General features: G+C 73.4%; 20 protein-coding genes. 9 read left to right on the forward strand and 11 right to left on the reverse strand.

Annotated features, from left to right (window positions below):
- Positions 1 to 499: 499 nt before the first annotated feature.
- The 3 genes from ACFYM2_RS00395 to ACFYM2_RS00405 form a co-directional block, all read right to left on the reverse strand.
- Positions 500 to 1291 carry a putative protein N(5)-glutamine methyltransferase gene (locus tag ACFYM2_RS00395; protein ID WP_388832136.1) on the reverse strand — a complete coding sequence of 264 codons (792 nt, stop codon included), beginning with the start codon at positions 1289 to 1291 and terminating at the stop codon, positions 500 to 502.
- Between the two features lie 33 nt (positions 1292 to 1324).
- Positions 1325 to 3703 carry a PQQ-binding-like beta-propeller repeat protein gene (locus ACFYM2_RS00400; RefSeq protein ID WP_388832139.1) on the reverse strand — a complete coding sequence of 793 codons (2379 nt, stop codon included), beginning with the start codon at positions 3701 to 3703 and terminating at the stop codon, positions 1325 to 1327.
- 239 nt (positions 3704 to 3942) lie between these two features.
- Entirely contained in the window at positions 3943 to 4719 is a 777-nt protein-coding gene (locus tag ACFYM2_RS00405; RefSeq protein WP_359008028.1) for a VOC family protein, read from the reverse strand.
- 348 nt (positions 4720 to 5067) lie between these two features.
- Here ACFYM2_RS00405 and ACFYM2_RS00410 point away from each other — a divergent pair, with 348 nt between their 5' ends.
- Positions 5068 to 5715 carry a TetR family transcriptional regulator gene (locus ACFYM2_RS00410; protein ID WP_388462097.1) on the forward strand — a complete coding sequence of 216 codons (648 nt, stop codon included), beginning with the start codon at positions 5068 to 5070 and terminating at the stop codon, positions 5713 to 5715.
- 844 nt (positions 5716 to 6559) lie between these two features.
- Here the strand turns inward: ACFYM2_RS00410 and ACFYM2_RS00415 are convergent.
- Positions 6560 to 7750: an acyl-CoA dehydrogenase family protein gene (locus tag ACFYM2_RS00415; RefSeq protein WP_388832142.1), complete on the reverse strand. Its 1191-nt coding sequence runs from the start codon at positions 7748 to 7750 to the stop codon at positions 6560 to 6562.
- A gap of 231 nt (positions 7751 to 7981) precedes the next feature.
- On the opposite strand from ACFYM2_RS00415, the gene ACFYM2_RS00420 reads away from it, so the two are divergent.
- The 3 genes from ACFYM2_RS00420 (at position 7982) to ACFYM2_RS00430 (ending at position 11377) form a co-directional block, all read left to right on the forward strand.
- Positions 7982 to 9130, forward strand: a complete 1149-nt coding sequence (locus ACFYM2_RS00420) for an acetyl-CoA acetyltransferase (RefSeq protein WP_388832145.1) — start codon at positions 7982 to 7984, stop codon at positions 9128 to 9130.
- Positions 9131 to 9356: 226 nt separating this feature from the next.
- Positions 9357 to 10544, forward strand: a complete 1188-nt coding sequence (locus ACFYM2_RS00425) for an alpha/beta hydrolase family protein (protein ID WP_388459820.1) — start codon at positions 9357 to 9359, stop codon at positions 10542 to 10544.
- A 176-nt stretch (positions 10545 to 10720) separates the two neighbouring features.
- Entirely contained in the window at positions 10721 to 11377 is a 657-nt protein-coding gene (locus ACFYM2_RS00430) for a pyridoxal 5'-phosphate synthase (protein ID WP_358994793.1), read from the forward strand.
- Positions 11378 to 11398: 21 nt separating this feature from the next.
- Here ACFYM2_RS00430 and ACFYM2_RS00435 read toward each other — a convergent pair whose 3' ends face one another.
- Together ACFYM2_RS00435 and ACFYM2_RS00440 are read right to left on the reverse strand one after the other, a co-directional pair.
- Positions 11399 to 11824 (reverse strand): Zn-ribbon domain-containing OB-fold protein, encoded by a 426-nt coding sequence (locus ACFYM2_RS00435; protein WP_388833047.1) that lies wholly within the window; start codon positions 11822 to 11824, stop codon positions 11399 to 11401.
- A gap of 92 nt (positions 11825 to 11916) precedes the next feature.
- Positions 11917 to 12369, reverse strand: a complete 453-nt coding sequence (locus ACFYM2_RS00440) for a DoxX family protein (RefSeq protein ID WP_388832148.1) — start codon at positions 12367 to 12369, stop codon at positions 11917 to 11919.
- Between the two features lie 190 nt (positions 12370 to 12559).
- Between ACFYM2_RS00440 and ACFYM2_RS00445 the strand changes: the two genes are divergently transcribed.
- From ACFYM2_RS00445 to ACFYM2_RS00460, 4 genes are all read left to right on the forward strand, one after another.
- Positions 12560 to 13702 (forward strand): NAD(P)/FAD-dependent oxidoreductase, encoded by a 1143-nt coding sequence (locus tag ACFYM2_RS00445; protein ID WP_358994785.1) that lies wholly within the window; start codon positions 12560 to 12562, stop codon positions 13700 to 13702.
- Positions 13703 to 14883: 1181 nt separating this feature from the next.
- The gene (locus ACFYM2_RS00450) at positions 14884 to 17109 is read left to right on the forward strand and encodes an acetate--CoA ligase family protein (protein WP_388832151.1); all 2226 of its coding nucleotides are present in this window, start codon (positions 14884 to 14886) and stop codon (positions 17107 to 17109) included.
- Positions 17110 to 17166: 57 nt separating this feature from the next.
- Entirely contained in the window at positions 17167 to 17976 is an 810-nt protein-coding gene (locus tag ACFYM2_RS00455; protein WP_388459816.1) for an enoyl-CoA hydratase/isomerase family protein, read from the forward strand.
- A gap of 69 nt (positions 17977 to 18045) precedes the next feature.
- Complete coding sequence (locus ACFYM2_RS00460) at positions 18046 to 18636, forward strand: flavin reductase family protein (RefSeq protein WP_388833050.1); 591 nt, start codon at positions 18046 to 18048, stop codon at positions 18634 to 18636.
- A gap of 45 nt (positions 18637 to 18681) precedes the next feature.
- On the opposite strand, the gene ACFYM2_RS00465 is transcribed toward ACFYM2_RS00460, so the two are convergent.
- Both ACFYM2_RS00465 and ACFYM2_RS00470 read right to left on the reverse strand, forming a co-directional pair.
- Positions 18682 to 18957, reverse strand: a complete 276-nt coding sequence (locus ACFYM2_RS00465) for a hypothetical protein (protein WP_358994782.1) — start codon at positions 18955 to 18957, stop codon at positions 18682 to 18684.
- A 525-nt stretch (positions 18958 to 19482) separates the two neighbouring features.
- Positions 19483 to 20787 (reverse strand): MFS transporter, encoded by a 1305-nt coding sequence (locus tag ACFYM2_RS00470; RefSeq protein WP_358994779.1) that lies wholly within the window; start codon positions 20785 to 20787, stop codon positions 19483 to 19485.
- A gap of 166 nt (positions 20788 to 20953) precedes the next feature.
- On the opposite strand from ACFYM2_RS00470, the gene ACFYM2_RS00475 reads away from it, so the two are divergent.
- Positions 20954 to 21943 carry a GlxA family transcriptional regulator gene (locus ACFYM2_RS00475; RefSeq protein WP_388832154.1) on the forward strand — a complete coding sequence of 330 codons (990 nt, stop codon included), beginning with the start codon at positions 20954 to 20956 and terminating at the stop codon, positions 21941 to 21943.
- Here ACFYM2_RS00475 and ACFYM2_RS00480 read toward each other — a convergent pair.
- The 3 genes from ACFYM2_RS00480 to ACFYM2_RS00490 form a co-directional block, all read right to left on the reverse strand.
- Positions 21907 to 23022, reverse strand: a complete 1116-nt coding sequence (locus ACFYM2_RS00480) for a Zn-dependent alcohol dehydrogenase (RefSeq protein WP_388832156.1) — start codon at positions 23020 to 23022, stop codon at positions 21907 to 21909. The genes ACFYM2_RS00475 and ACFYM2_RS00480 overlap by 37 nt on opposite strands.
- On the reverse strand, positions 23019 to 24158 hold the full coding sequence (locus ACFYM2_RS00485; protein ID WP_388459813.1) for an acyl-CoA dehydrogenase family protein: 1140 nt from the start codon (positions 24156 to 24158) through the stop codon (positions 23019 to 23021). Before ACFYM2_RS00485 ends, ACFYM2_RS00480 begins: the two co-directional genes overlap by 4 nt.
- 315 nt (positions 24159 to 24473) lie before the next feature.
- A complete protein-coding gene (locus tag ACFYM2_RS00490) occupies positions 24474 to 25385 on the reverse strand; it encodes an SDR family NAD(P)-dependent oxidoreductase (protein WP_358994767.1) in 912 nt (303 codons plus the stop codon).
- Positions 25386 to 25401: the final 16 nt, after the last annotated feature.

Genomic DNA, 25401 nt, shown 5'->3' on the forward strand with positions numbered 1-25401 from the left:
CGTGCCGGCCCGCATGGGCAACCTCAGCCCGTGCCGCTGAGCATCTAGTGCGGGCCACCATAGGCATCCCCAGCCCGTCCGGCGTTTGAGGACGAGCGCCTTCAGCGCGAACGGGGTCTGGGGCGGAGCCCCAGGGACCTTCGGGTGCGGGCCGTGGGCGCTCCTCGCGCAGTTCCCCGCGCCCCTGGCAGGGCTCGTGCCGGCCCGCATGGGCAACCTCAGCCCGTGCCGCTGAGCATCTAGTGCGGGCCACCATAGGCATCCCCAGCCCGTCCGGCGTTTGAGGACGAGGCCGTTCAGGCCGAACGGGGTCTGGGGCGGAGCCCCAGGGGCCTTCGGGTGCGGGCCGTGGGCGCTCCTCGCGCAGTTCCCCGCGCCCCTGGCGGGGCTGGTGCCGGCCCGCGCGGGCACAGTCAGACCGTTCGGCGTTGGGGACGAAGCGGGGCTGGTGCCGGCCCGCGCGGGCACAGTCAGGCCGTCCGGCGTTGGGGGCGGAGCGTCAGGGGGTGTGGGTTCCGGTTACTACGTGGGCGTGCAGGGCCGGGGAGGTGAACAGGGCCGCCTCAAGGCCCGCCGCCTCCAGCGCGGACAGCGCACCCCGCGCCTGGCGCTCGCTGGTCTCGATCAGGACCGTTCCGCCGGGAGCGAGCCAGCCGGGCGCCGCGCGGGCCACCCGGCGCATGATGTCCAGCCCGTCCGCCCCGCCGTCCAGGGCCACAAGCGGCTCGTGGTCGCGGGCCTCCGACGGCAGCAGGGCGACCTCGCCAGAGGGTACATAGGGAACGTTCGCCGCCAGGATGTCCACGCGGCCGCGCAGCCCGGGCGGAAGCGGGTCGAACAGGTCGCCCTCATGGACGCGGCCGCCCAGCGCGGCCACATTGCGCCGAGCGCAGCGCACGGCGGCGGGTTCGATGTCGGCGGCGTGCAGTTCGGCGAGCGGCAGCGCCGACGCCAGGGCCGCGCCGAGCGCCCCCGAGCCGCAGCACAGGTCCACCACGACCACTGGCCGGGACGCGTCGGCGACGGCCAGCGCCCGCTGGACCAGGAACTCAGTGCGCCGGCGCGGGACGAAGACCCCGGGGTCCACCGCGATCCGCAGCCCGTGGAACTGGGCCCAGCCCAGGACGTGTTCGAGGGGAAGACCGGAGCTTCTGCGCTCCACCATCGCGGCGAGTTCGGCCGGATCCCGCGCGGTGGTGAGCAGCAGCTCCGCCTCGTCCTCGGCGAACACGCACCCGGCGGCGCGCAGCCGGGTCACGACCGTGGCGGGGGAAAGCGGCTCAACTGTCATGGAATACGCGGCCTTTCGGGTGCCGAAGCGCGCTCAGCGGGAGCCCGATGTGGCCGTCCCCTTCACCGCGTCCAGAGCGTACACGCAGCGGTCCTTGCTGCACGCGTACACAACTCCGTTGCGTACCACGGGAGATCCGCTGATCTCGCCGCCGGTCGCGAGCTTCCAGCGCAGCTGGCCGCCGGCCGCGTCCAGGGTGTAGAGGCAGTGGTCGGCCGAGCCGAAGTGGATGCGGCCGTCGGCGACGACGGGGGTGCCGACCACCGGACCGCCCGCCGCGAAGCGCCACTTGGGGGTGGAGGTGACCGCGTCCAGGGTGTAGAGCGCGTTGCCGCTGCCCACGTGGACGTTGCCGTCGGCCACCAGGACCGGCTCGACGGAGTTGCGTGCCTCGGTGGCGATGCGCCAGCGGTCCTTGCCGGTCGAGGCGTCCAGGGCGTACACGGTGCCGAGGTAGTCGGCGAGGTACACCCCGCCGCCCGCGACCGCCGGGCCCGGCGCGAACGTGGGCGGGCACAGGAAGACGGCGGGGGCCTCGAAGTGCCAGCGCACATGGCCCGATGCGATGTCGACGGCGAGGACGCGGGTGCCGGCACTGACGTACACGTAACCGTCCCGCGCGGGCGCGACGCGGACCGGGACGCCGCCGCAGGAGGCCGCGTCGCCGATCGGGTAGGACCAGCGCTCGACGCCGGTGCGGGCGTCGAGGGCGCGCAGCCGGGCGTCCTGCCAGACGTAGACCGTGCCGTCGTGGACGAGGGGCCCGGCCTCGGGGGTCTCGAAGTCGCTCTGGGCGCCGGAGAGCTCCCACAGCTTCTCGCCGTTGGCCGCCTCCCAGGCCTGTACGCCGCCGCCCCGGGTGCCCGTGACGACGGTGCCACGGTCGGCCTTGAGGGAGTACACCCAGGCGTCGGCCTGGAGGCGCCACAGCTCGCCGCCGTCGCTCGCGTCGAGGGCGTACAGGGTGGGTCCGTCGGAGGCGTGGATACGGCCGGCCTCGATGGCCATCGCCCAGGCGACGTCCCGCGTCTTGAACTGGCGGCGGCCGGTGCCCACATCCAGGGCGTGCACCTCGAAGGAGGTCACGTACAGCAGGTCGCCCGCGACGGCGGGGGTGCCCCACACGTCGTTGGACATGCGAAAACGCCAGGGCCGCCAGCGGCCCGGCGCCTCCGGCGGGAGGGCGGGCGGCGGTACGGGCGCGGCCCCCGCGCCGGTCGCGGCGGGGACACCCGGCCTGCGGATCCAGCCGGTGGCGGACCCGGCGTCCACGGAGACGCGGACGGCGTCGGCGACGCGCGGCCCCGGCCCGATGGGGACCTTGACGCCCGGCAGCCGGACCGGGTCGTCGGTGTGGGCGGGCGGATAGGTGACGGAGGAGCCGCCGTGCCGGGGTGCGTAGGGGGGTGGGTCGGCGGGGCGGGGCGGCGCGGTGGGGCCGCCGGAGCGCGGGGCCGGGTTCGGGTTCCGGTTCGGGTTCGGCGCGGGGTCGGTGGGCGGCGCGAGGAGCTGCATGCGGCCGCCGCCCCTGCGCTGCTCGATCATGGCGACGGAACGGGGCGGCAGCCAGGCCGAGGCAGTGCCACTGTCGTCCGAGCCGGAGGCGAACAGGTGGGGCGCGAGCTGGGCCTGCAAGTCCTCGGGGGTGGGCCGGTTCGGGTGTTCCATCTGCATGCAGGACTCGATGAGCGGGCGCAGCTCGTCGGGCAGACCCGTGATGTCCGGGCCCTCGCGCAGCAGCATGAACACGGTCTCGACGGGGTTGGCGCCGTGGAAGGGCGCGTGCCCGGTCGCGGCGAAGACGAGGGTCGAACCGAGCGAGAAGACGTCCGACGCGCCGGTGACGCTGCGGGAGTCCTTGGCCTGCTCGGGCGACATGTACGCGGGGGTGCCGACCGCCACGTTCGTCATGGTCAGGCGGGTGTTGGAGACCCCCGACGCGATACCGAAGTCGATTACGCGCGGCCCGTCCTCGACGACGAGGACGTTGGACGGCTTCAGGTCGCGGTGTACGAGGCCCGCGCCGTGGATGGACTGCAACGCCTCCGCGATGCCCGCCGCCAGCCAGCGCACCGCCTGCGCCGGGAGCGGCCCGCACTCGTTCACGATCTCTTCGAGCGAGGGCGCCGGCACATAGGCCGTGGCGAGCCAGGGGACGGGTGCGCGCGGGTCGGCGTCCACGACGGCGGCGGTGTAGAACCCGCTGACCGCGCGGGCCGCCTCGACCTCGCGCGTGAAGCGGACCCGGAAGAGCTGGTCCTCGGCGAGCTCGGTGCGCACCGTTTTGATGGCGACGCGGCGTCCCGAGGCCGAGCGTGCCAGATAGACCAGGCCCATGCCGCCGGCGCCGAGCCGTCCCAGCACCTCGAAGGGCCCGATCCGCCTCGGGTCGTGCTGCGTCAGCTGCTCCACTTGCCTGCCACCTCCCCGTACGGGCCGTGCATGAATGCGGCCCCGTGCAGCGTCTCACGCGGCACCCCGATTCTCCCTGCCGGAGGTGGCCGGTGGCCAACCCGGGCCCAGAACGGGATGTCTCATAGCGGACCCGGGCAGGCCGGGCGGGCCGGGACCCCGGGGGGTGGAGCAGGCCGGGCGGGGCAGACCGGGCGGGGTCGGGGGCAGCCGGAGTCCTCGGGCCCGAGGCCGCCCGGCTACGTGCTCAGCACCCCGAAGGTGGCGCCCTGGTCGTCGACGAGGACGGCCACCCGCCCGTAACGGATGTCGAACGGTTCGGTCGTGACCCGGCCGCCCAGGCGGACGCAGGCGGCGGCCGTCACATCGCAGTCCTCGACGAGGAAGTACACGAGGAAGTGGTCGGGCAGGGCCGCGGGGAAGGCGTCCGACATGAGGCTGCGGGCGCCGACCGCGCTCTCGGGACCGGGTTCCGCGCCGGGCAGCGACCAGGAGCGGATGTCGGCCCCGAGGCCCGCGTCACTGCCCGCGTCGGTGCCCCGGTAGCCGAAGACGGCGGCGTAGAACGCGTCGGCCTGGTCCTTGTCGCGGGTGTAGACCTCGGTCCAGCAGAAGGACCCGGGGCGGCGCACCCGCTCGAACCCGGCGTGCGCCGCGCCCTGCCACACGCCGAAGACGGCGCCGCCGGGGTCGGCGGCGAGCGCCATCATCCCGTGCGGCTCCACCGGCATCGGCTCCGTGATGATCCGGCCGCCGGCCTCGCGGATGCGGGCGGCCAGGGCGCGGATGTCGGGGGTGGCGAAGTAGACGGTCCAGGTGGTCGGCATCCGGCCGTCCCGTTTGGGCTGGAGGGCGGCGACGCGGCGGCCGTCCAGGTAGACGTTGGTGTACTGCCCCCGGCCGGTGTTCTCGTCGAAGGTCCAGCCGAAGAGTCCTCCGTAGAACCGTTTGCCGGCCGCGACGTCGGACAGCGAGACGTCGGCCCAGCACGGCGCGCCTTCCGGATATCCGCCCATGCGCCTGATTCCTTCCTGAGGTGCCTCGCCGAGGGCTTCTCCCCGAGTCGTTCCGGCGCGGGGCCGCCTCGCGCCGCGTCGGGGTCAAATTAATGCCGGGTCGGGTCCGGCGCGGGCGGACAATGCGCCAATATGCCGCTTTTCCGGCACGGGACGGTCGCCGAACCCAGGCCCCGCACGGCTTGTCCACCAAAGTTGTCCACAGGCTGTTGATAACACCATTCGGGTGGTGGACGAGATCAGGCCACCGAGGAGACCGCCGGGGCGGCGCCGGTCGGGGCTCACGCCCCGGCCCCCATTTGCACTCGGCCGAATAGCGCTCCGATCACCCCTCGGTAAGCTGACGGCATGACAGGACAAGTACGCACCGTCGACGGCCGCGTGGCCGGCCGACGCGGCCAGGCGACACGGCAGAAGCTGCTCGACTGCCTCAGCGACATGCTCAGCTCGTCGCCCTACCGGGACGTAAAAGTCATCGACGTGGCCCGGAAGGCGGGCACTTCACCCGCGACCTTCTACCAGTACTTCCCCGACGTCGAGGGCGCCGTCCTGGAGATCGCGGAGGAAATGGCCAAGGAGGGCGCCGGGTTGACCGCGCTGGTCGAGGGCCGCTCCTGGGTCGGGCGGGCCGGCTGGCAGACGGCGGAGGAGCTGGTGGAGGGCTTCCTCGACTTCTGGCGCAAGAACGACGCGATCCTCAGGGTCGTCGATCTGGGTGCCGCCGAGGGCGACAAGCGCTTCTACAAGATCCGCATGAAGATCCTGAACTCCGTCACCAACTCCCTTACGGACGCGGTCACCGAACTCCAGTCCAAGGGCAAGGTCGACAAGGACGTGAGCCCTGCGGCGATGGCGGGTTCCCTCGTCGCGATGCTGGCGTCGGTGGCGTCGCACCAGAAGGGGTTCCAGACGTGGGGTGTCAAGCAGGCGGAACTGCGGCCCAATTTGGCGCTGTTGGTGCACTTGGGTATTACGGGGAAGAGGCCGACGAAGTAACTGCGTTACGGGCATGCGCCGTTGACCGTCGCCCGGGCCCGTCGCCCGGGGCCCGTCGCCCCTCGCCCGTCGACCGTTCGCAGCTGACCGTTGGCCGTTTGCCGTTCGCCCGGCAAGTCCTGTCGCGCCGACGGTGGTTCGCCCCGGGTAGGGGTGCGACCGCCGTCGGCATTCCCGTGTTCGGCGCGGGCCGCGTGCGCGCCGCCCTGGGTGCGAAATGTGCCCCTTTCTGATGCAGTTCCCCGCGCCCCTGGCGGGGTGCGTGCCGGCCCGCGTGGGCAACCTCAGCCCGTGCCGCTGAGCATCTGGTGCGGGCCCCATGCGCATCCCCAGCCCGTCCGGCGTTTGAGGACGAGGCCGTTCAGGCCGAAGGGGGTCTGGGGCGGAGCCCCAGGGACCCCGGCTGCGAACCGTGGGCGCTTCTCGCGCAGTTCCCCGCGCCCCTGGCAGGGTTCGTGCTGGCCCGTCCGGCACACCTCAGCCCGTCATGGGGGTCCCCCCTGGCCCTTAAGGCCTTGGGGGAGATTGAGGACGAGCGCCCTTAAGGCGCGAACGGGGTCTGGGGCGGAGCCCCAGGGGCGTCGGCTGCGGGCCGCGGTCGCTTCTCGCGCAGTTCCCCGCGCCCCTGGCGGGGTCCGTGCTGGCCCGCGCGGGCCAACCCCGGGGCAGGGGTCATGCTGGCCCATACAAGCACCCTCAGCCCGTCCGGCGTTTGAGGACGAGGCCGTTCAGGCCGAAGGGGGTCTGGGGCGGAGCCCCAGGGACGTCGGCTGCGGGCCGTGGGCGCTTCTCGCGCAGTTCCCCGCGCCCCTGGCGGGGTCGGTGCGGGCCCACGTCGGCAACCTCAGCCCGCCCGGCGGCGCGCGCCGTCGAACAGGCCGGCCCGCTCGGCGGCGTACCCGCGCAGACGATGCGCGGGCCCGAACAGCAAGTCGTCCGCCGCAGCCCGCTTGAAGTACAGGTGCGCCTCGTGCTCCCAAGTGAAGCCGATCCCCCCGTGCAACTGCACAGCCTCACCCGCGGCGGACCGCAACGCGTCCAGCCCCTGCGCCAGCGCGAGAGCGCCCGCGCCCGCGCCGGGATCCCAGGCCGCGTAGTACGCCGCCGACCGCGCCGCCTGCACCTGGACGTACAGGTCGGCCAACCGGTGCTTGACCGCCTGGAAGGACCCGATGGCCCGCCCGAACTGCTCGCGTTCCTTGACGTACGCCACCGTCCGCCCCAGCGCCTCACTCGCGGCCCCGACGGCCTCGGCCGCGAGGCAGGCGGCGGCGGTGCGCCCGACGTCGGCGAGCGCGACGGCGGGATCGGGCCCGTCCGCGCCGCCCAGCAACTCGCCCTCAACCTGCCGCAGTTGAACCCGCGCCTGGGTACGCGTCTCGTCCAGAGTGGTCTGGCGGATGCGGCGCAGGCCGGCCGCGTCGCCGGGTACGAGGAAGAACAGGATGCGGCTGCGGGCGTATCCGCCGGCGTGCGCGGCTACCACGAGCAACTGGGCGCTGTGCCCGTCGAGCACCTGCGTGGCCTCCCCGTACAGCCGCCAGCCGCCGTCCGGCGAGCGCCCGGCCTGGATGCCTCCGGCCCGACCGCCCCCGACCCACGCGCCGTCCGCGCCCCCGCCGGTCAGGCCGAGCGCCGGCGCGAGCCCGGCGCCGGGCACCACGAGGGTGGCGGTCCGCTCGCCCCGGGCGATCAGGGGGAGCAGGGCGGCCTTCTGGGCCCCGCTCCCCAGGGCCGCGACGAGCGGCGCGGCGAGCACGGCGGTGGCGAACAGCGGGGACGGCAGCAGAGCGCGGCCCGTCTCCTCGCAGGCCAGGGCGAGTTCGGTCGGCGTGCACCCCGCTCCCCCGTACTCCTCGGGCAGCGCGAGCCCCACGAGCCCGAGCTCACCACAGAGCCGTCTCCAGAGCGCGGCGTCATGACCGGCCGGGGTGCGCACCGCGTTCTTGACGTCCTGTGGGCCGCAGTGCTTGGCGAGCACTTCACGCAGGGTGCGGCGGATCTCGTCCTGCTCCGCGGTGAAGGCGGCGTCCATCGGCGGGCTCCTCCCCCAGAGGCGACAGCCTCTGATCTGACGGGCCGTCATGCTAGGGGTGACCACCCCAAATGCACAGGGCTGAACGGCGGTTGGCCGCCCACTTCCGTACGCACCGCAACCTGACGTACCGTCAGCTCCATGCCCCGGCCGCCAGCACAGCCGACGCCACCACCACCGCCACCGCCACCACCCCGGCCATCGCCGCACGCCGCGCGCCACCCGCGCAAGGTGGCCATCGTCGGTGTCGCGCTGTCCGACAGCGGGCGGGTGGACGACGCGACCCCGTACGCCCTGCACGCCCAGGCCGCCCGGCGCGCGCTCGCCGACTCGGGGCTGGACCGGAGCGTCATCGACGGGTTCGGCTCCGCCGGGCTCGGCACCCTCGCGCCGGTGGAGGTCGCCGAGTACCTGGGGCTCAGGCCGACCTGGGTGGACTCCACCGCCGTCGGGGGCGCGACCTGGGAGGTCATGGCCGCGCACGCCGCCGAGGCGATCGCCGCGGGCCACGCGCGCGCCGTGCTCCTCGTGTACGGGTCGACCGCGCGCGCCGACATCAAGGCGGCCCGGCGCACCGCGAACCTCTCCTTCGGCAGCCGGGGCCCGCTCCAGTTCGAGGTGGCGTACGGTCACACGCTGATCGCCAAGTACGCGATGGCCGCGCGCCGCCACATGCACCAATTCGGCACAAAACTGGGGCAGTTGGCGGAGGTGGCGGTGCAGGCGCGGGCGAACGCGGCCACCAATCCGGACGCGATGTTCCGCGACCCGATCACGGTGGACGAGGTGCTGTCCGGCCCGATGATCGCGGACCCGTTCACCAAGCTGCACTGCTGCGTGCGTTCCGACGGGGGGTGCGCGGTGCTGCTCGCGGCGGAGGAGTACGTACCGGACACGGCCAAGTCGCCGGTGTGGGTGCTGGGTTCGGGCACATCGGTCTCGCACACGACGATGTCGCAGTGGCCGGACTTCACGGTGTCACCGGCGGCGGTGTCGGGACGCCTGGCCTTCGAGCGGGCGGGCGTGGGGCCGGGCGACGTGCACCTGGCCGAGATCTACGACGCGTTCACCTATATGACCCTGGTGACGCTGGAGGATCTGGGGTTCTGCGCGAAGGGCGAGGGGGGCACGTTCGTGGAGAAGGGCCGGCTGCTGCGGGACGGGGCGTTGCCGGTCAACACGGACGGCGGCGGACTCTCGGCGTGCCATCCCGGGATGCGGGGGTTGTTCCTGCTGGTGGAGGCGGTACGGCAGCTACGCGGAGAGGCGGGCGCGGGCCAGGTACGCAGACCGGGCGGCACCCTGCCGGAGATCGCGGTGGCGTCGGGCACGGGGGGTTGGTTCTGCTCCTCCGGGACGGTGGTGCTGGGGCGGGGGTGAGGGCGGCTCGTGCACGCTGGTGCAACCCACTCGACAGCGGGAGTGGGCAGGGCGCTGCGGTTCCTTGTGATCACCCGAGTCACCTGCCAGGGACTCTTGGCCATGTGGCTGAATGCCGGCGAAGGGAACCTTGCGCCGCAGGGGATCTCAGTGTGTAGCTGGCACCACCGCAAGACGGGAGCCTGCATGATCGAGCGTCAGGGTGGGGCCGGGCAGGATCGTGCCCGTGAACGCAACCTCGAACCGCAAGCGCCGTATCAGCGCTGTCGCCCTCCTGGGTCTCGCCGTATCAGTGGCCGCGACCGGCACCGGACTCGCCGCCACGACCCCGCCGTCCACCGTGCACGCGACCTCCTCCACAGCCGCCGCCGCGCCCACGCGGTCCTTCCAGGGCACGCTCCCCGCGCCGACCGGCCCCTACGCCGCCGGCGAGGACGTCATCCACCTCACCGACGCGAGCCGCCTCGACCCGTGGGTGCCGTCGTCCGGCCCCCGCCAACTGACCGTCACGATGGTCTACCCGGCCGTCCCCGGGACCGGTACTCCGGCCCCGTATATGACCCTCGCCGAGGCAGCCGGAGCCATCCAGCACCGGAAGCTGCCGGAGAGCTCCGGCGTCACCCCGCAGAACCTTGCCGGCGTCACCACTCACGCCTTCGACGGCGCGCGACCGCAACACCGCAAGCACCCCCTGGTGGTCCTCTCACCCGCGCACGAGGACCCGCGCATGGTGCTCACCTCGCTCGCGACCGACCTGGCCAGTCACGGCTACGTCGTTGCGCTCGTCGGCCACACCTACGAGGACAGCGGCGAGACGCTGGCGAACGGCCGGACGCCGCCGTGCGCGATCTGCGACGACCCGAACCTCGACATGGACAAGGTCACCGCCGGCCGCGCGCTGGACGTGTCCTTCGTGATCGACCAGTTGACACATGGCAATACCGCGTGGCCCCTGGCACACCTCATCGACAAGCACGAGATCGGCATGGCAGGACACTCCATCGGCGGAGCGGCGGCCGCCACCACGATGATCGCCGACCCGCGCGTACGGGCCGGAGTGAACATGGACGGCACCTTCCACCCGGCCCCGATGCCCGGTCAGATCGACCGGCCCTTCCTCATGCTGGGCGCGGCCGTCAACGGCGACGACTACACGTGGAAGCAGGCCATGGCCGCCCTCGGCGGCTACAAGAAGTGGCTGACGGTCGCCGGCGCCGACCACTTCAGCTTCAGCGACCTGGACCTGCTTCTGGAGGAGGCCGGGTTCCCGACGCCGCCCCTCTCCCCGGCACGCGGGGTGGTGATCACCCGCGAGTACGTGACGGCGTTCTTCGACCAGACGCTGAAGGGGATCCACAGTCCGCTGCTGGACGGCCCCTCGCCGAACAATCCGGAAGTACTCTTCCAGTCCTAGTGCAGCGCCGCGTTGATCCTTCGGAGGGTTCATGCGGCTGATCCAGGCCCGCGATCGCACCGAGGCTGTGTTGCGCGCCGTCCAGCGACCAGTGACGGCGGGTCGAGGTGGGCGACGGCTCGTCCTGGTGGTGCCGCGCCACCCGCAGGGGTGGGCCGGGGCGGGAGGATGGGGGGATGGAATTCCGTGCGTTTTTGCATACCCTCCGCGTCTGGGACACGCCCCTGCCCCCGTTCGACCCGGACACCGCACCCGACGCCCCGCTCCCCCTCTTCCAGTCCTGGCTGGTCCACGCCGCCGGGGCCGGGCAGCTCGAACCGCACACCATGTCGCTGGCGACGGTCGACTCCCACGGCCGTCCCGACATCCGCACGCTCATGCTGCACGACGCCGACGACGCGGGCTGGCACTTCGCCTCGCACTCCACCAGCGCCAAGGGGCGTCAGCTCGCCGAGCACCCGGTTGCCGCGCTCGGGTTCTACTGGCCGGCGGTGGGGCGGCAGGTGCGGGTGCGCGGGGTTGTCACCCCGGCCGGGCAGGAGGCGTCGCAGGCCGATCTGCACGCCCGCTCGACCGGCGCCCTGGCGGCGGCCCTCACCGGCAGGATGAGTGAAGTGCTGGCGTCCAGGCGGGAGTTGGAGGCGGTTTCGGATGCCGCTTGGGAGCGGGCGCGGGCCGAGCCGGACACCCCGGTGCCGACCTGGACCCGGTACGTCCTGGCCCCGGCGGAGGTCGAGTTCTTCCAGGGTGACGCGCGCCGCCGGCACGTACGGCTGCGCTACCGGCGCGAAGACTCCGCCGCCGCCTGGACCCGGGAACTTCTGTGGCCTTGACGAGGAAGGTGCGGGCGGAGATCAGTCGGCGTCCCTGGGCGGGGTGAACACCGGGACGGTCACGCCGCCCTCGGCGCCCGGCCGGAACGTCACCTCCAGTTCCATCCCGATCCGCAGTTCGTCCTCCTGGCACCCGACGATCTCGGTCATCATCCGGGGCCCCTCCGCGAGATCGACGACGGCGGCGACGTACGGCACGCGCTCACCGAAGGGCGGCAGGTCGTTGCGGTGCACGACGGACCAGGTGTACAGGGTGGCGCGGCCGCTCGCGGGGTGCCACGTGACGTCCTCGGACCAGCAGTAGGGGCAGAACTCGCGCGGGTAGTGGTGTGGTTGGGCGCACGCGGCGCACTGCCGGATGAGCAGGCGTCCCTCGGCGGCGGCGTCCCAGTAGGTACGGGTGAAGGCGTCGATGTCGGGCGTGGCCGCGTCGGGGCGCCGGGCCACGGGCGCCGCCGCCGTCTGGACACCCGGCCGGGCGCCGGCCTCCGTCGGGACACCCGGGCGGGCGCCGGGCCCCGTGCCGTCCGCCGGGCCGGTCATGTGAAAAGGCCCAGCGCGTTGTCGAGCGACCAGGTTTCCCAGGACACGGCACCGAGGGCGACCAGCGAGATGAGCGCCATCATCGCGTTCTGGCCCTGCTCGGCCCAGTCGTGGATCATCAGCACGAAGTAGACGAGGTTGAGCAGCAGGCCGCACACGAGGGCGACGGGTGTGAGGAACCCGGCCACCAGGCCTAATCCCAGGGCGAGTTCGGCGTAGACGACCACGTACGCCATCACTCGCGGGCGCGGCCGGACCACCGTGTCGTAGCCGCTGCGGACCGCGTGCCACTTGTGCCTTGCGGCGATGTCGCCGGCCCAGGCGATGCCACTGCCCTGCGCGAACCAGTCCTTCTTGTCCTTGTGGCGCCAGCTCTCCAGCCACCACAGGCCGAGCCCGACGCGCAGGACGGCCAGCCACTCGGCGCCGCTGAGCCAGATCGAGTCCACGCCGGACTCCTTCCGCTTCCACGTTTCTGACGGTACGTCAGTTCAGCGGATCGGGGGGTCGCGCGCAAGGGGTGGGTACGGCCGTCCCCGGGTGGGCCCGAGGGGGCGGGCCGCCCGCGTGATCAGATCGGAATCCATTCCCGGCTTGACCGAGACCCATCAAGTGGTCACGCCGTTACGCTCAGCGTTCATGGCCGACACCACCCATCCCGCGAGCCCCGTCTATGTGATCGGCGCCGGGCCCGGCGGCCTCGCCGTCGCCGCGTGCCTGCGCGCGCGAGGCGTACGGGTCGTCGTACTGGAGAAGTCCGACGCCGTGGCCGCCTCCTGGCGGCGCCACTACGACCGGCTGCGCCTGCACACCACGCGGCGCCTCTCCGCGCTGCCCGGGCTGAAGATCCCCCGCCGGTTCGGGCGGTGGGTGGCCCGCGACGACGTGGTGCGGTACCTGGAGACGTACGCCGCCGTCCACGAACTGGAGATCGTCACGGGGGTCGAGGTCGAGCGCGTCGAACGCGGGCCCGGGGGTGAGGGGTGGGTCCTGTACGCGACGGGTGGGCGCCGGCTGAGTACGCGGGCGGTGGTGGTGGCGACCGGGTACAACCACACGCCGTACGTTCCCGAGTGGGCCGGGGTGGAGACGTACACCGGGGAGTTGGTGCACGCGGGTCTGTACCGCAACCCGGGGTCGTACGTGGGGCGGGACGTGCTCGTGGTCGGGGCCGGCAACACCGGGGCGGAGATCGCCGCCGACCTCGCCGAGGGCGGGGCCGCGCGGGTGCGGCTCGCGGTGCGGACCGCGCCGCACATCGTGCGCCGGTCCACGGCGGGGTGGCCCGCGCAGGCCACGGGCATCCTGGTGCGGCGGCTCCCCGTACGCCTCGTGGACGCGGCGGCCTCCCTGACCGCGCGCCTGTCCGTGCCGGACCTCGCCCCCTACGGGCTGCCCCGGCCGGCCAAGGGGCTGTACTCGCGGGTGCGGGAGGGGGCGATTCCGGTGCAGGACGTGGGGCTGATCGACGCGGTCCGTCGTGGGCGGGTGGAGATCGTGGCGGCGGTCGAGTCCTTCGACGACGGCAAGGTGGTCCTTGCGGACGGTACGCGGGTGGCGCCGGATGCGGTGATCTGTGCGACGGGGTATCGGCGGGGGCTTGAGGGGCTGGTGGGGCATTTGGGGGTGCTGGATGCGGTTGGGCGGCCTCGGGCCCATGGGAAGCGGGTGGTTGTGGGGGTCGGGGGGCTGTACTTCACGGGGTTCACGAACCCCATCAGTGGGATGCTGCGCGAACTGCGCCGCGACGCCGCGCGCATCGCCCGAGCCCTGTCCCCCTGACCAACCCGGGCCCCCACGGCCCCGGCCGGCCCGCCTGCGCGTGACCCTACGTGCAGGCCACGGGTGCCCGGTCGCGCAGTTCCCCGCGCCCCTTTCAACCCCGCCGTCGGGTGCGGATCGTGCGTGGCTGTTCGCGCAGTTCCCCGCGCCCCTGGCGGGGCTGGTGGCGGCCCGTACATACAGCCCGCCGCCCCTGGCGGGGTCGGTGCGGGCCCACACCGGCAACCTCAGCCCGTCCGGCGCTTGAGGACGAGGCCGTTCAGGCCGAACGGGGTCTGGGGCGGAGCCCCAGGGACCCCCGCTGCGGATCGTGCGTGGCTGGGCGCGCAGTTCCCCGCGCCCCTGGCGGGGCTGGTGCGGGCCCGTACATACAGCCCGCCGCCCCTGGCGGTCTCGGTGCTGGCCCACACCGGCAACCTCAGCCCGTCCGGCGCTTGAGGACGAGGCCGTTCAGGCCGAAGGGGGTCTGGGGCGGAGCCCCAGGGGCGTCGGCTGCGGGCCGTGGGCGCTTCTCGCGCAGTTCCCCGCGCCCCTGGCGGGGTCCGTGCTGGCCCGCGCATACAGCCCGCCGCCCCTGGCGGTCTCGGCGCTGGCCCACACCGGCAACCTCAGCCCGTCCGGCGATTGAGGACGAGCGCGTTCAGCGCGATCGGGGTCTGGGGCGGAGCCCCAGGGACCCCCGCTGCGGGCCGTGCGTGGCTGGTCGCGCAGTTCCCCGCGCCCCTGGCGGGGCTGGTGCGGGCCCGTACATACAGCCCCCCGCCCCTGGCGGTCTCGGTGCTGGCCCACACCGGCAACCTCAGCCCGTCCGGCGCTTGAGGACGAGGCCGTTCAGGCCGAACGGGGTCTGGGGCGGAGCCCCAGGGACCCTGGCTGCGGGCCGTGCGTGGCTGGTCGCGCAGTTCCCCGCGCCCCTGGCGGGGCTCGTGCCGGCCCGCACTGGCACCCTCGGCCTGCCGGGGATGGCTGGAAGGGGGCGTTTTGAGAGGGGCCAGGGGTGGGCAGGTCCTGCGCACCCCCAAAGAGCGGGGCCGGGGTCGATACCCCGCTCGCCCCGCAGGGCCCAGGCTTTGCCCGCACGCCGGTTCCTGACAGCCCGTCAGTTCGGTAATCTGACTATGCGTCAGTTACCACCGGTACGGCTCAGTCACGTTGGCCATCGACCAGGGGCGGGCGGAACGATGCTCGGATCGACTCACGGCACCCTCACGACCGACTTCCGCGCACGGGTGGTCGCCTGCGGCGAGCAGCCGGGACCCGGCGCCGTACACAGCAGGACGGCGGGCCAGGGCGACCTGGACGTCAGTGGCCGCCCGCTGTACGCCGACGTACCGGACCTGGACAGGTTCTTCCGGCCCGAGTCCGTCGCCGTCGTCGGCGCCTCCGACGCCGAGGGCCGGCCCAACACCGGCATCACCCGCCAGCTCATCGACTGGGCCCGGCGCGTGGGCGCCCGCGTCCACCCCGTCCACCCCACCCGCGACACCGTCTTCGGGCTGCCGTGCGTCGCCGCCGTGGCCGACCTGCCCGATCAGGTCGATCTGGCCGTGCTGCTCGTCGGCGACCCGCTCCCCGTCGTGGAACAGCTCGCCGAGGCCAAGGTGAAGTTCGCCGTCGCCTTCGCCTCCGGGTTCGCCGAGACCGGCGAGCGCGGCGCCGCCGCCCAGGAACAGCTGGCCGCCGCCGTCAAGCGGTCCGGGCTGCGGCTGCTCGGGCCCAACACCAACCTCAACGCCTTCGAGAACTTCCGGGACGACCTGGAAGGACCCGCCATCGCGCTGATCACCCAGTCCGGGCACCAGGGACGGCCCGTGTTCACCCTCCAGGAGCTGGGCGTGCGGCTGTCGCACTGGGCGCCCACCGGCAACGAGGCCGACCTCGAAACCGCCGACTTCATCTCCTACTTCGCCGAGCGGCCCGAGGTCGGCGCCATCGCCTGTTACGTGGAAGGGCTCAAGGACGGCCGGTCCTTCCTGCTCGCCGCCGACCGCGCCGCCCGCGCCGGCGTCCCCGTGGTGGCCGTCAAGGTGGGCCGCACCGAGGCCGGGGCGCGCACGGCCGCCTCCCACACCGGCAAACTGACCGGCGCCGACGACGTCGTGGACGCGGCCATGCGCCAGTACGGCGTCATCCGCGTCGACGGACTCGACCAACTCCAGGACACCGCCGCCCTGTTGGCCCGCGCCCGGCCGCCCCACGCCGAGGGCGTCGTGGTGTATTCGATCTCCGGCGGCACCGGGGCGCACTTCTGCGATCTGGCCACCGCCGCCGGGCTGGACCTGCCCGTCCTGTCCGCCGCCAAGCAGGCCGAGCTCCACGAGTGGATACCGCCCTACCTCAGCGTCGCCAACCCCGTGGACAACGGCGGACACCCCGTCGGCGACTGGCGCGGGCGCAAAATCATCGACGCGATCCTCGCCGATCCCGCCGTCGGCGTGCTGATCTGCCCGATCACCGGGCCCTTCCCGCCCATGAGCGACAGACTCGCGCGCGACCTCGTGGACGCGGCGGAGCAGACCGACAAGCTGGTGTGCGTGGTGTGGGGCTCCCCGCTCGGCACCGAGGCCGCCTACCGCGAGACGCTGCTGGGCTCCAGCAGGGTCGCCACCTTCCGCACCTTCGCCAACTGCATAGCCGCCGTCCGCGCCCACCTCTCCCACCACCGGTTCACCACCGGCTACCGCTCGCCCTTCGACGAGGCGCCCCGCGTGCCCTCGCCCTCCTTCCGCAAGGCGCGGGCCCTGATGCGCCCCGGCCAGCAGCTCAGCGAACACGCGGCGAAGCAACTCCTGCGGGCGTACGGCATCCGCGTGCCGCGCGAGCAGCTGGTGACCAGCGCGGCGGCCGCCGTGCGCGCGGCGGGGCTCGTCGGCTACCCCGTCGTCATGAAGGCCTCCGGCACGCGCATCGCCCACAAGAGCGACCTCGGCCTCGTCAAGGTGGGACTGACGTCGGCCAGCCAGATCCGGGACGCCTACCGCGAACTCACCGACATCGCCCGCTACGAAGGTGTCGAGCTCGACGGAATCCTGGTCTGCCAGATGGTCCAGCGCGGGGTCGAGATGGTCGTCGGCGTCACCCACGACGCGCTGTTCGGGCCCACCGTGACCGTCGGGCTCGGCGGGGTCCTGGTGGAAGTGCTCGGCGACTGTGCCGTGCGCGTACCGCCCTTCGGCGAGCGGCAGGCGCGGGACATGCTCGGCGAGCTCAGGGGGCGGGCCCTCCTGGACGGCGTACGCGGCGGGCCCCCGCTGGACGTGGACGCGCTCGTCGAGGTCGTCCTGCGCGTGCAGCGCATGGCTCTCGAACTGGGCGACGACCTCGCCGAGCTGGACATCAACCCGATCATGGTGCTGCCGCGCGGGCAGGGCGCCGTCGCGCTCGACGCCCTCGCCGTCTGCCGCTGAGGCCTCCGCCGCCAAGGCCTCCGCCGCTGAGCCGCCCCGACCCGCCTGGAGCCCGCCATGGACCCCCTGCACTCCTTGGTACTGCACGCCACTGACAACGGCGTCTCGTGGATCACGCTCAACCGGCCGGACGCCATGAACGCCCTCACCCCCGACCAGCGCGAACGCGTCATCTCTCTGCTGGAAGCGGCCGGTACCGACCCCGCCGTACGAGCCGTCGTGATCACCGCCACCGGCCGGGGTTTCTGCGCGGGCGCCGACCTGCGCGCGGCGTCGTCGGCGGCGGCGTCCAACAGCGAACGCGTCGCCGGCGACGTCGCCCGCGTCATACGGCAGGGCGCCCAACGCCTGATCAGCGCCGTACTGGACTGCGAGAAGCCGGTCATCGCGGCGGTCAACGGCACCGCCGCCGGTCTCGGCGCCCACCTCGCGCTCGCCTGCGATCTCGTCCTGGCCGCCGAATCCGCCCGGTTCATCGAGGTGTTCGTACGGCGCGGTCTCGTGCCGGACGGCGGGGGCGCCTATCTGCTGGCCCGCCTGGTGGGGCCGAGGCGGGCCAAGGAGCTGATGTTCTTCGGGGACGCGCTCACGGCCGCCGACGCCGAGCGCATGGGCCTGGTCAACCGCGTGGTCGCCGACGCCGACCTCGCCGCCACCGCCAAGGAGTGGGCCGAGCGGCTTGCGGCCGGGCCGACCCGCGCGATCGCCCTCACCAAGCACCTGGTGAACGCCTCCCTCGACGGCGACCGCGCCACCGCCTTCGCCGCCGAGGCCTGGGCGCAGGAGATCAACATGACCACCCAGGACGCGAACGAGGGTGTCGCCGCCTTCGTGGCGCGCCGCACCCCCCGATACCGGGGGTTGTGAGGGACTTGGCACTTCTTCCCATCTGATGCACCGTCAGGTTCAATGACGGGTGTGATGGGACACGCAGGGATGGCGGCCACCGTCGTCCGATACCTCAGGTCCGTCGGCGCCGCCACGGCCGCCGAACCCGTCGAGCTCCTGCCCCGGCCGGACCTGCGGGCCGTACGGGACGACGAGCGGGCGCCCGTCGACCCGGGCCAATTCCGGCGTGTGCTCGGGGAGTTCGCGAGCGGGGTCACCGTCATCACCGCCGAGGACGCGGCCGGTCCTGCCGGTTTCGCCTGCCAGTCCTTCGTCTCGCTCTCGCTCGATCCGCCCCTGGTCGCGTTCATGGTGGCGCGTACGTCGACGACCTGGCCGCGCATCGCCCGCGCCGGAGCGTTCTGCGTGAACGTGCTGGGGGACCACCAGGGCGCGCTGTGCCGGGGGTTCGCGGTCAGCGGGGCCGACAAGTTCGCCGGGGTCGCCCATGGTCCGGCGCCCGTGACCGGGTCGCCGCTCCTGGCGGGCGTACCGGCGTGGATCGACTGCCGCGTCCACGCCGTGCACACCGGCGGGGACCACCTGATCGTGGTCGGCCGCGTCGAGGCGCTGGGCGCCACCGGCGACACCGGCCCGCTCCTCTTCCACCGGGGCGGGTTCGGGCGCCTCAGCGACTGAGACGGCCCGGGCCCGGGGGCGTACGTGCCCCGTACGCCGGGGTGCTCACCAGGACGACGCGGTGATGAGCCGGGCGCCCCTGGTCTCCACCCGCACCGTTCCCCGGTCGTCGTACACCTCGCGGCGCCAGTCGGCGAAGACCTCGGCCACCCGGCGGCCCTCCCAGTCGCTGGTGCCCGGCGGCGGGTCGAAGGCGACCGTCACCACGGCCTCCTCGGCCTCGCGGTGCTTGCGCACGCGCACCGCCACGACCGAGGGCCACATCCCGTCGTCCGCCTTGGTGAGGTGGTGGGCGTAGTAGTCGGTGAAGTCCCGGGTCATGTCGAACCACCCGGCCGGAAGACAGGGCGCGGCACTGCCATCGGTGGGCGGACCCGGGGTGCCCGCATCCGCGTCCGTGGGCGGGCCAGGAGTGCCGGGGTCCGCATCCGTGGGCGGGCCAGGAGTGCCCGCATCCGCGTCCGTGGGCGGGCCAGGAGTGCCGGGGTCCGCATCCGTGGGCGGACCCGGAGTGCCGGGGTCAGCATCCGTCGGCGGGCCCGGAGTACCCGCATCCGCATCCGTCGGCGGACCCGGAGTGCCCGGGTCGTCCTCCGTTGCCGGGGTCGTGCCGGTGGGGCCGGGCCGCTCCGTCGTGCGGTCGGCGCAGTTGTCCCTCGACGCGGCCGCCGGCCTGGCCGGGGCGTCGCCCGGGCGGGCCGTGCCGCACGCGGTCACGGTGGCGCAGAGCAGGGCCGCCACCAGGACGGCGCCCCGTCTGTCGTTCGGTTTCACGGACACTCCCCCTCGGTGTGCCGGGGGACCCTCCCGGTACGGGAACGGCGTTCCCCGCACAGGAAGAGGCGGTCACGCGGCAAGCGGTTCCCCGCCCGGGCCCACGCGCCGGATGACCAGGGCCATCAGCGCGGCCGCCGCGCACAGCGCGCCCGAGGCGTACCAGACCACGTCGTAGCTGCCGAACGCGTCGCGGGCCACCCCCGCGAGGAAGGCGACGACGGCCGCGCCGACCTGGTGGGAGGCCAGCACCCAGCCGAAGACGATCGCGCTGTCCTCGCCGTAGTGGCGGCGGCACAGGGCGATGGTCGGCGGCACGGTGGCGACCCAGTCGAGCCCGTAGAAGACGATGAAGAAAATCATCGGCGGGTGCACGGCGGGCGCGAGCAGCATGGGCAGGAACAGGAGCGATATGCCCCGCAGGGCGTAGTACGTGGCGAGCAGGCGGCGCGATTCGAAGCGGTCGGTGAGCCAGCCCGAGAAGATCGTGCCGGCGACGTCGAAGACACCGACGACGGCGAGGAGCCCGGCGGCCGCGGTGACCGGCATGCCGTGGTCGTGGGCGGCCGGCACGAAATGGGTCTGCACGAGGCCGTTGGTGGAGGCGCCGCAGATCGCGAAGGTGCCCGCGAGCAGCCAGAACGGCCCGGTGCGCGCCGCCTTGACGAGGACGGTCAGGGTGCGGCGGGCCGCGCCCTTGACGGGGGCGGGCCTTGGCACCGGCGCGCTCGCCCCGTACGGCGCGAGGCCCACGTCCGCCGGGTGGTCGCGCAGGAGCAGCCAGACGAAGGGGACGACCGCGAGCGCGGCGAGGGCCACCGTGATGGCGGCCGGGCGCCAGCCGTGGGCCTCCACCAGCCAGGAGAGCAGCGGCAGGAAGATCAGCTGGCCGGACGCGGAGGCGGCGGTGAGGATGCCGGTGACCAGGCCCCGGCGCTCGGTGAACCACCGGTTGGTGACGGTCGCGGCGAACGCGAGCGCCATCGAGCCGCTGCCCAGGCCCACCAACAGGCCCCAGTACAGCATGAGTTGCCAGGCCGCGTGCATGAACACGGTGAGCCCGGAGCCCGCCGCGATCACGGTCAGGGCGACCGCGACGACCTTGCGGATGCCGAAGCGGTCCATCAGGGCGGCGGCGAACGGCGCGGTCAGTCCGTACAGCGCGAGGTTCACCGAGACCGCCGCGCCGACGGTGCCGCGCGACCACTGGAACTCCTGGTGCAGGGGGTCGATGAGCAGTCCGGGCAGCGATCGGAAGGCGGCGGCGCCGATGATCGTGACGAAGGCGACGGCCGCCACGGACCAGGCGCGGTGGATGCGGGGTGCGGCCTGACGCGGCCGGGCGGGCCCTGCGGGCCGGTTGGTTGTCTGGGTCACGTCACCCAGACTGGCCGGATGCCGACGGTCGTACGAGTGGCCGGGAGGTCACCCTTCGCAGGGATCGGGCCAGGGGGCCCGGGCCGCGCGGGAATGTCGCGCGCGGGCCCGGACTTGTGCGTCACAGGACCGCAGCGCCGCCCACCCCCGCCCATGGAGCGCCAGGATGAACGCCCACCGCACCAGCCACCGCGTCGTGGTGCTCGCCCTCGACGGGCTGCTCCCCTTCGAGCTCGGCATCCCCCAGCGGATATTCGGCCGCGCGAACGACCCGGCGGGCGGGCCGCTGTACGAGGTGGTCACCTGCTCGGTGCGGCCACCGGGTCCGGTGCGTACCGACGCGGACTTCTCGGTCCTGATAGAGAACGGGCCCGAGGCGCTGGCCGGCGCGGACACGGTGGTCGTCCCGGCCTCGTACGAGCTTGGCCCGGTCTTCGAGGAGGGCGTCCTCACCCCCGAACTGGCCGCCGCGTTCGCCCTGGTGCGCCCCGGCGCCCGTCTGGTGTCCATCTGTACGGGCGGGTACGTGCTGGCGGCGGGCGGATATCTCGACGGGCGCCGCGCCGCCACGCACTGGGCCCACGCCGAGCACTTCCAGCGTCTGCATCCCGGCGTGGACGTGGATCCCGAGGTGCTGTTCATCGACGACGGTGACGTGCTGACGTCGGCGGGGGTGGCCGCCGGGATCGACCTGTGCCTGCACATCGTGCGGCGCGACCACGGCGCGGCCGTCGCCAACGACGTGGCACGGCGCATGGTGGTCCCCCCGCACCGGGCCGGAGGGCAGTCACAGTTCATCCAACGGCCGGTACCCGAACTCCAGTTGGCGACCACGACGGCCGCGCGCGCCTGGGCGCTGGGACGGCTGCACGAGCCGATCCAGCTGCGGGACATGGCCGAGCGCGAGGCGATGTCGGTGCGCACCTTCACGCGTCGCTTCCGCGAGGAGGTGGGTCTGAGCCCGGGCCAGTGGCTCACCCAGCAGCGCGTTGAGCACGCGCGCCAGCTGCTGGAGACGACCGATCTGTCGGTGGACGCGACGGCGCGCGCGGCCGGATTCGGTACGGCGACGTCGCTGCGCCAGCACTTCCAGGCCGCCCTGGGTGTGCCGCCGACCGCCTACCGCCGCACCTTCCGCGCCGGGGCGGCGGGCTGAGCGGGTCCCGCGCCGGTGGTCTGGAAGGTCAGCACCCCGCGTGCCACCCGCCCCTCGCGCAGGTCCCGCGCGGCCTCGGCGAAGTCGTCGGAGTTCCGCACGGAGTAGGTCCTGGTGACCAGTTCGTCCAGGAGCAGGGCGCCCTTGAGGTAGAGCTCGCAGTAGCGCGGGATGTCGCGCTGGGGGCGTGAACTCCCGTACCGGCAGCCGAGGATGGACTTGTCGAGGAAGAGTGCGGCGGGCAGGAAGGACGCCTCCGTGCCGGGGGCGGTCATGCCGAGCAGAACGGCCTGGCCGTGCCGGTCGAGGAGGTCGACGGCGGCGCGGATCAGGGCGGGGTGGCCCACGCATTCGAAGGCGTGGTCGGCGCCGGTGGGCAGGATGTCGCGTACGCCCTGCGCCGAGGACAGGAAGTGGGTCGCGCCGAACCGGCGGGCCAGCGGCTCCTTCGCCGGGTTGGTGTCCACGGCGACGATCACCGAGGCGCCTGCGATACGCGCGCCCTGGATGACGTTGAGTCCGATGCCGCCGGTGCCGATGACGACGACGCTCTCGCCGATGTCCACCCGGGCCCGGTTGAGGACGGCGCCGACACCGGTCAGGACCCCGCAGCCGATCAGGGCCGCCGAGGTGAGCGGCACGCCCTTGGGGATCCTCACCGCCTGGACGGCCTTGACCAGGGTGCGTTCCGCGAAGGCGGAGTTGGCGGCGAACTGGTGGACCGGCCGGCCCGCGCGCGTGAACGGGCGGCCCGGCGTGCCGATCGCCTCCCGGCACATCGTGGGCCGGCCCCGGTCGCACTCCGCGCACGCGCCGCAGCCTGCCAGCGTGGACAGCGCGACGTGGTCGCCCGGCGCCACGTGCGTCACGCCCGGGCCCACCGCCTCCACCACGCCCGCGCCCTCGTGCCCGAGCACCACCGGCACGGGGAAGGGGATCGTTCCGTCGATGACGGACAGGTCCGAGTGGCACAGCCCGGCCGCCGCGATCGCCACCAGCACCTCCCCCGGGCCCGGGTCCCGTATCCCCAGGTCGTCCACGACCTGGGTCCGCTCTCCGTCGAAAAGGACACCTCTCACGGAACCCGGACCTCCCTGGGCAGGCCGAGCACGCGCTCGGCGATGATGGTGCGCTGGATCTCGTCCGAGCCGCCGTAGATCGTGTCGGCCCTGGAGAACAGGAACAGGTGCTGGAAGGCGTCGAGTTCGTACGGATTCGACGCGTCCCAGTCGGCGGACGTCACGGTGGCCGATGCGCCCCGTACGGCCATCGCGAGCTCCCCGAGCCGCCGGTGCCAGCCGCCCCACAGCAGCTTGGCGACGCTGGGCGCGCCCGGGTCGTGGGCGCTGCCGAGGGTGCGCAGGGCGTTCCAGCGCATGACCTTCAGTTCGGCCCACTGGGTGGCGATACGGGCGCGCAGGGCGGGGTCCAGGGGCGCGGGGTCCGCGAGGGCCCGGGCGACGACCTGCTCCAACTCGGCGGTGAATCCGATCTGTTGGGCCAGCGTGGAGACCCCGCGCTCCAGGGCGAGCAGGCTCATCGCGATCGCCCAGCCGTTGCCCTCGCCGCCCACCAGGTGCTCGGCGCGGGCCATCGCGCCGTCGAAGAACACCTCGTTGAACTCGCTGGTCCCCGTCAGCTGGCGGATCGGCCTGACCTCGATCCTGCCGGGCTGGTCCATCGGTACGAGCAGGAAGGAGAGGCCGTGGTGGCGCCGGGAGCCCGGTTCGGTGCGGGCCAGGACGAAGCACCAGTCGGCCTCGTGGGCCAGGGAGGTCCATATCTTCTGGCCCGTGACGCGGTAGGTGTCGCCTTCGCGGCGGGCGGCCGTGCGGATGCCGGCGAGGTCGGAGCCGGCGCCGGGTTCGCTGTAGCCCTGGCACCAGCGTTCCTCGCCCCGGGCGATCGGGGGCAGGAACCGGGCCTTCTGGGCGGGGGTGCCGTGGGTGAGGAGGGTGGGGGCGAGGAGGTTTTCGCCGATGTGGCCGGTGCGGGGTGGGGCGGCGGCGCGGGCGTACTCCTCCGCCCAGACGACCTGCTGGGTGAGGGTGGCTGTGCGGTTGCCGTACGTCTGGTCCGGCCAGCCCAGGCCGATCCATCCGCTTGCGCCCAACTCCCTTTCCCAATGGGGTGGTTGGGCGGGAAGGTGCGTGGTGAGCCAGGTTCGGGCCTCCTGGCGGAAGGCGGTGTCGGCGGGGCCGAATCGGAAGTCCACGGTTGCCTCCATTTTTCGCGCAGTTCCCCGCGCCCCTTCCAACCCCGGCCGGCCGGCGCGGAGCCGTTGCCTTGCGACTGCGGGTGGTACGTGGCTTATCGCGCAGTTCCCCGCGCCCCTTAAGGGCTTCGTGGTCGGGTGCGGGTCGTGTGTGGCTTGTCGCGCAGTTCCCCGCGCCCCTGGCGGGGCTGGTGCTGGCCCGCAGCGGCAACCTCAGCCCGTCATGGGGGTCCCCCTGGCCCTTAAGGCCTTGGGGGAGATTGAGGACGAGCGCCCTTCAGGCGCGAACGGGGTCTGGGGCGGAGCCCCAGGGGGTTACGTGTTGGGGCGGGAGCCTGACGCCGCGGCCCGGGCCATGCGGTCCAGGTGGGCCAGCATCGGCATCGGGTCCGTCCCGACCGTGCCGGGAAGGAACTCCGCGATCCGCTCCGGGGTCCAACCCCCTTCCGCGTACCCCGCGCGGAGCTCCCTCGGCTGTGCCCACACCGCGATCTTGGGCCCGGCGACGGTGTACACCTGCCCGGTGATGCCCTCCTCGCGGGCCCGGCCGGACAGCAGGTACACCACGAGGGCCGCCACGTCCTCGGGCGACCCGATCTCCGCCAGCTCCATGGGCACGTTCGCGGACATCCGGGTGCGGGCGACGGGCGCGACCGCGTTGGCCGTCACCCCGTACTTGTGCAGGCCGAGCGCGGCGCTGCGGACCAGCGATATGACGCCCCCCTTCGCCGCGCTGTAGTTGGCCTGGGCCACACTGCCCTGGTGGTTGCCGCTGGTGAAGCCGATCAGCGTGCCCGAGCCCTGGCGCCGCATGACCGCCGAGGCCGCGCGGAAGACGGTGAACGTCCCCTTCAGGTGCGTGGCGATGACCGGGTCCCACTCCTCCTCGGACATGTTGAACAGCATGCGTTCGCGCAGGATGCCCGCGACGCAGACCACCCCGTCGATCCGCCCGTACTCGGCGAGCGCGGTGTCCACGACCCGCCGGCCCCCCGCCATCGTGGAGATGTCGTCGGCGACCGCCACCGCCCGGCCGCCCGCCGCGACGATCTCCTTCGCCACCGCGTCGGCCACCTCACTGCTGGGCTCGCCGCCCTCGACCGAGACGCCGTAGTCGTTGACGACGACCTTCGCCCCCTCGGCGGCCGCGGCGAGCGCGACGGCGCGCCCGATGCCCCGGCCCGCCCCCGTCACGGCGACGACCCCGCCTGCCAAGAAGTTCCCCACGCCGGCCCCTTCCCGC

Source organism: Streptomyces sp. NPDC006711 (genome assembly GCF_042869775.1).
Taxonomy (GTDB): Bacteria; Actinomycetota; Actinomycetes; order Streptomycetales; family Streptomycetaceae; genus Streptomyces.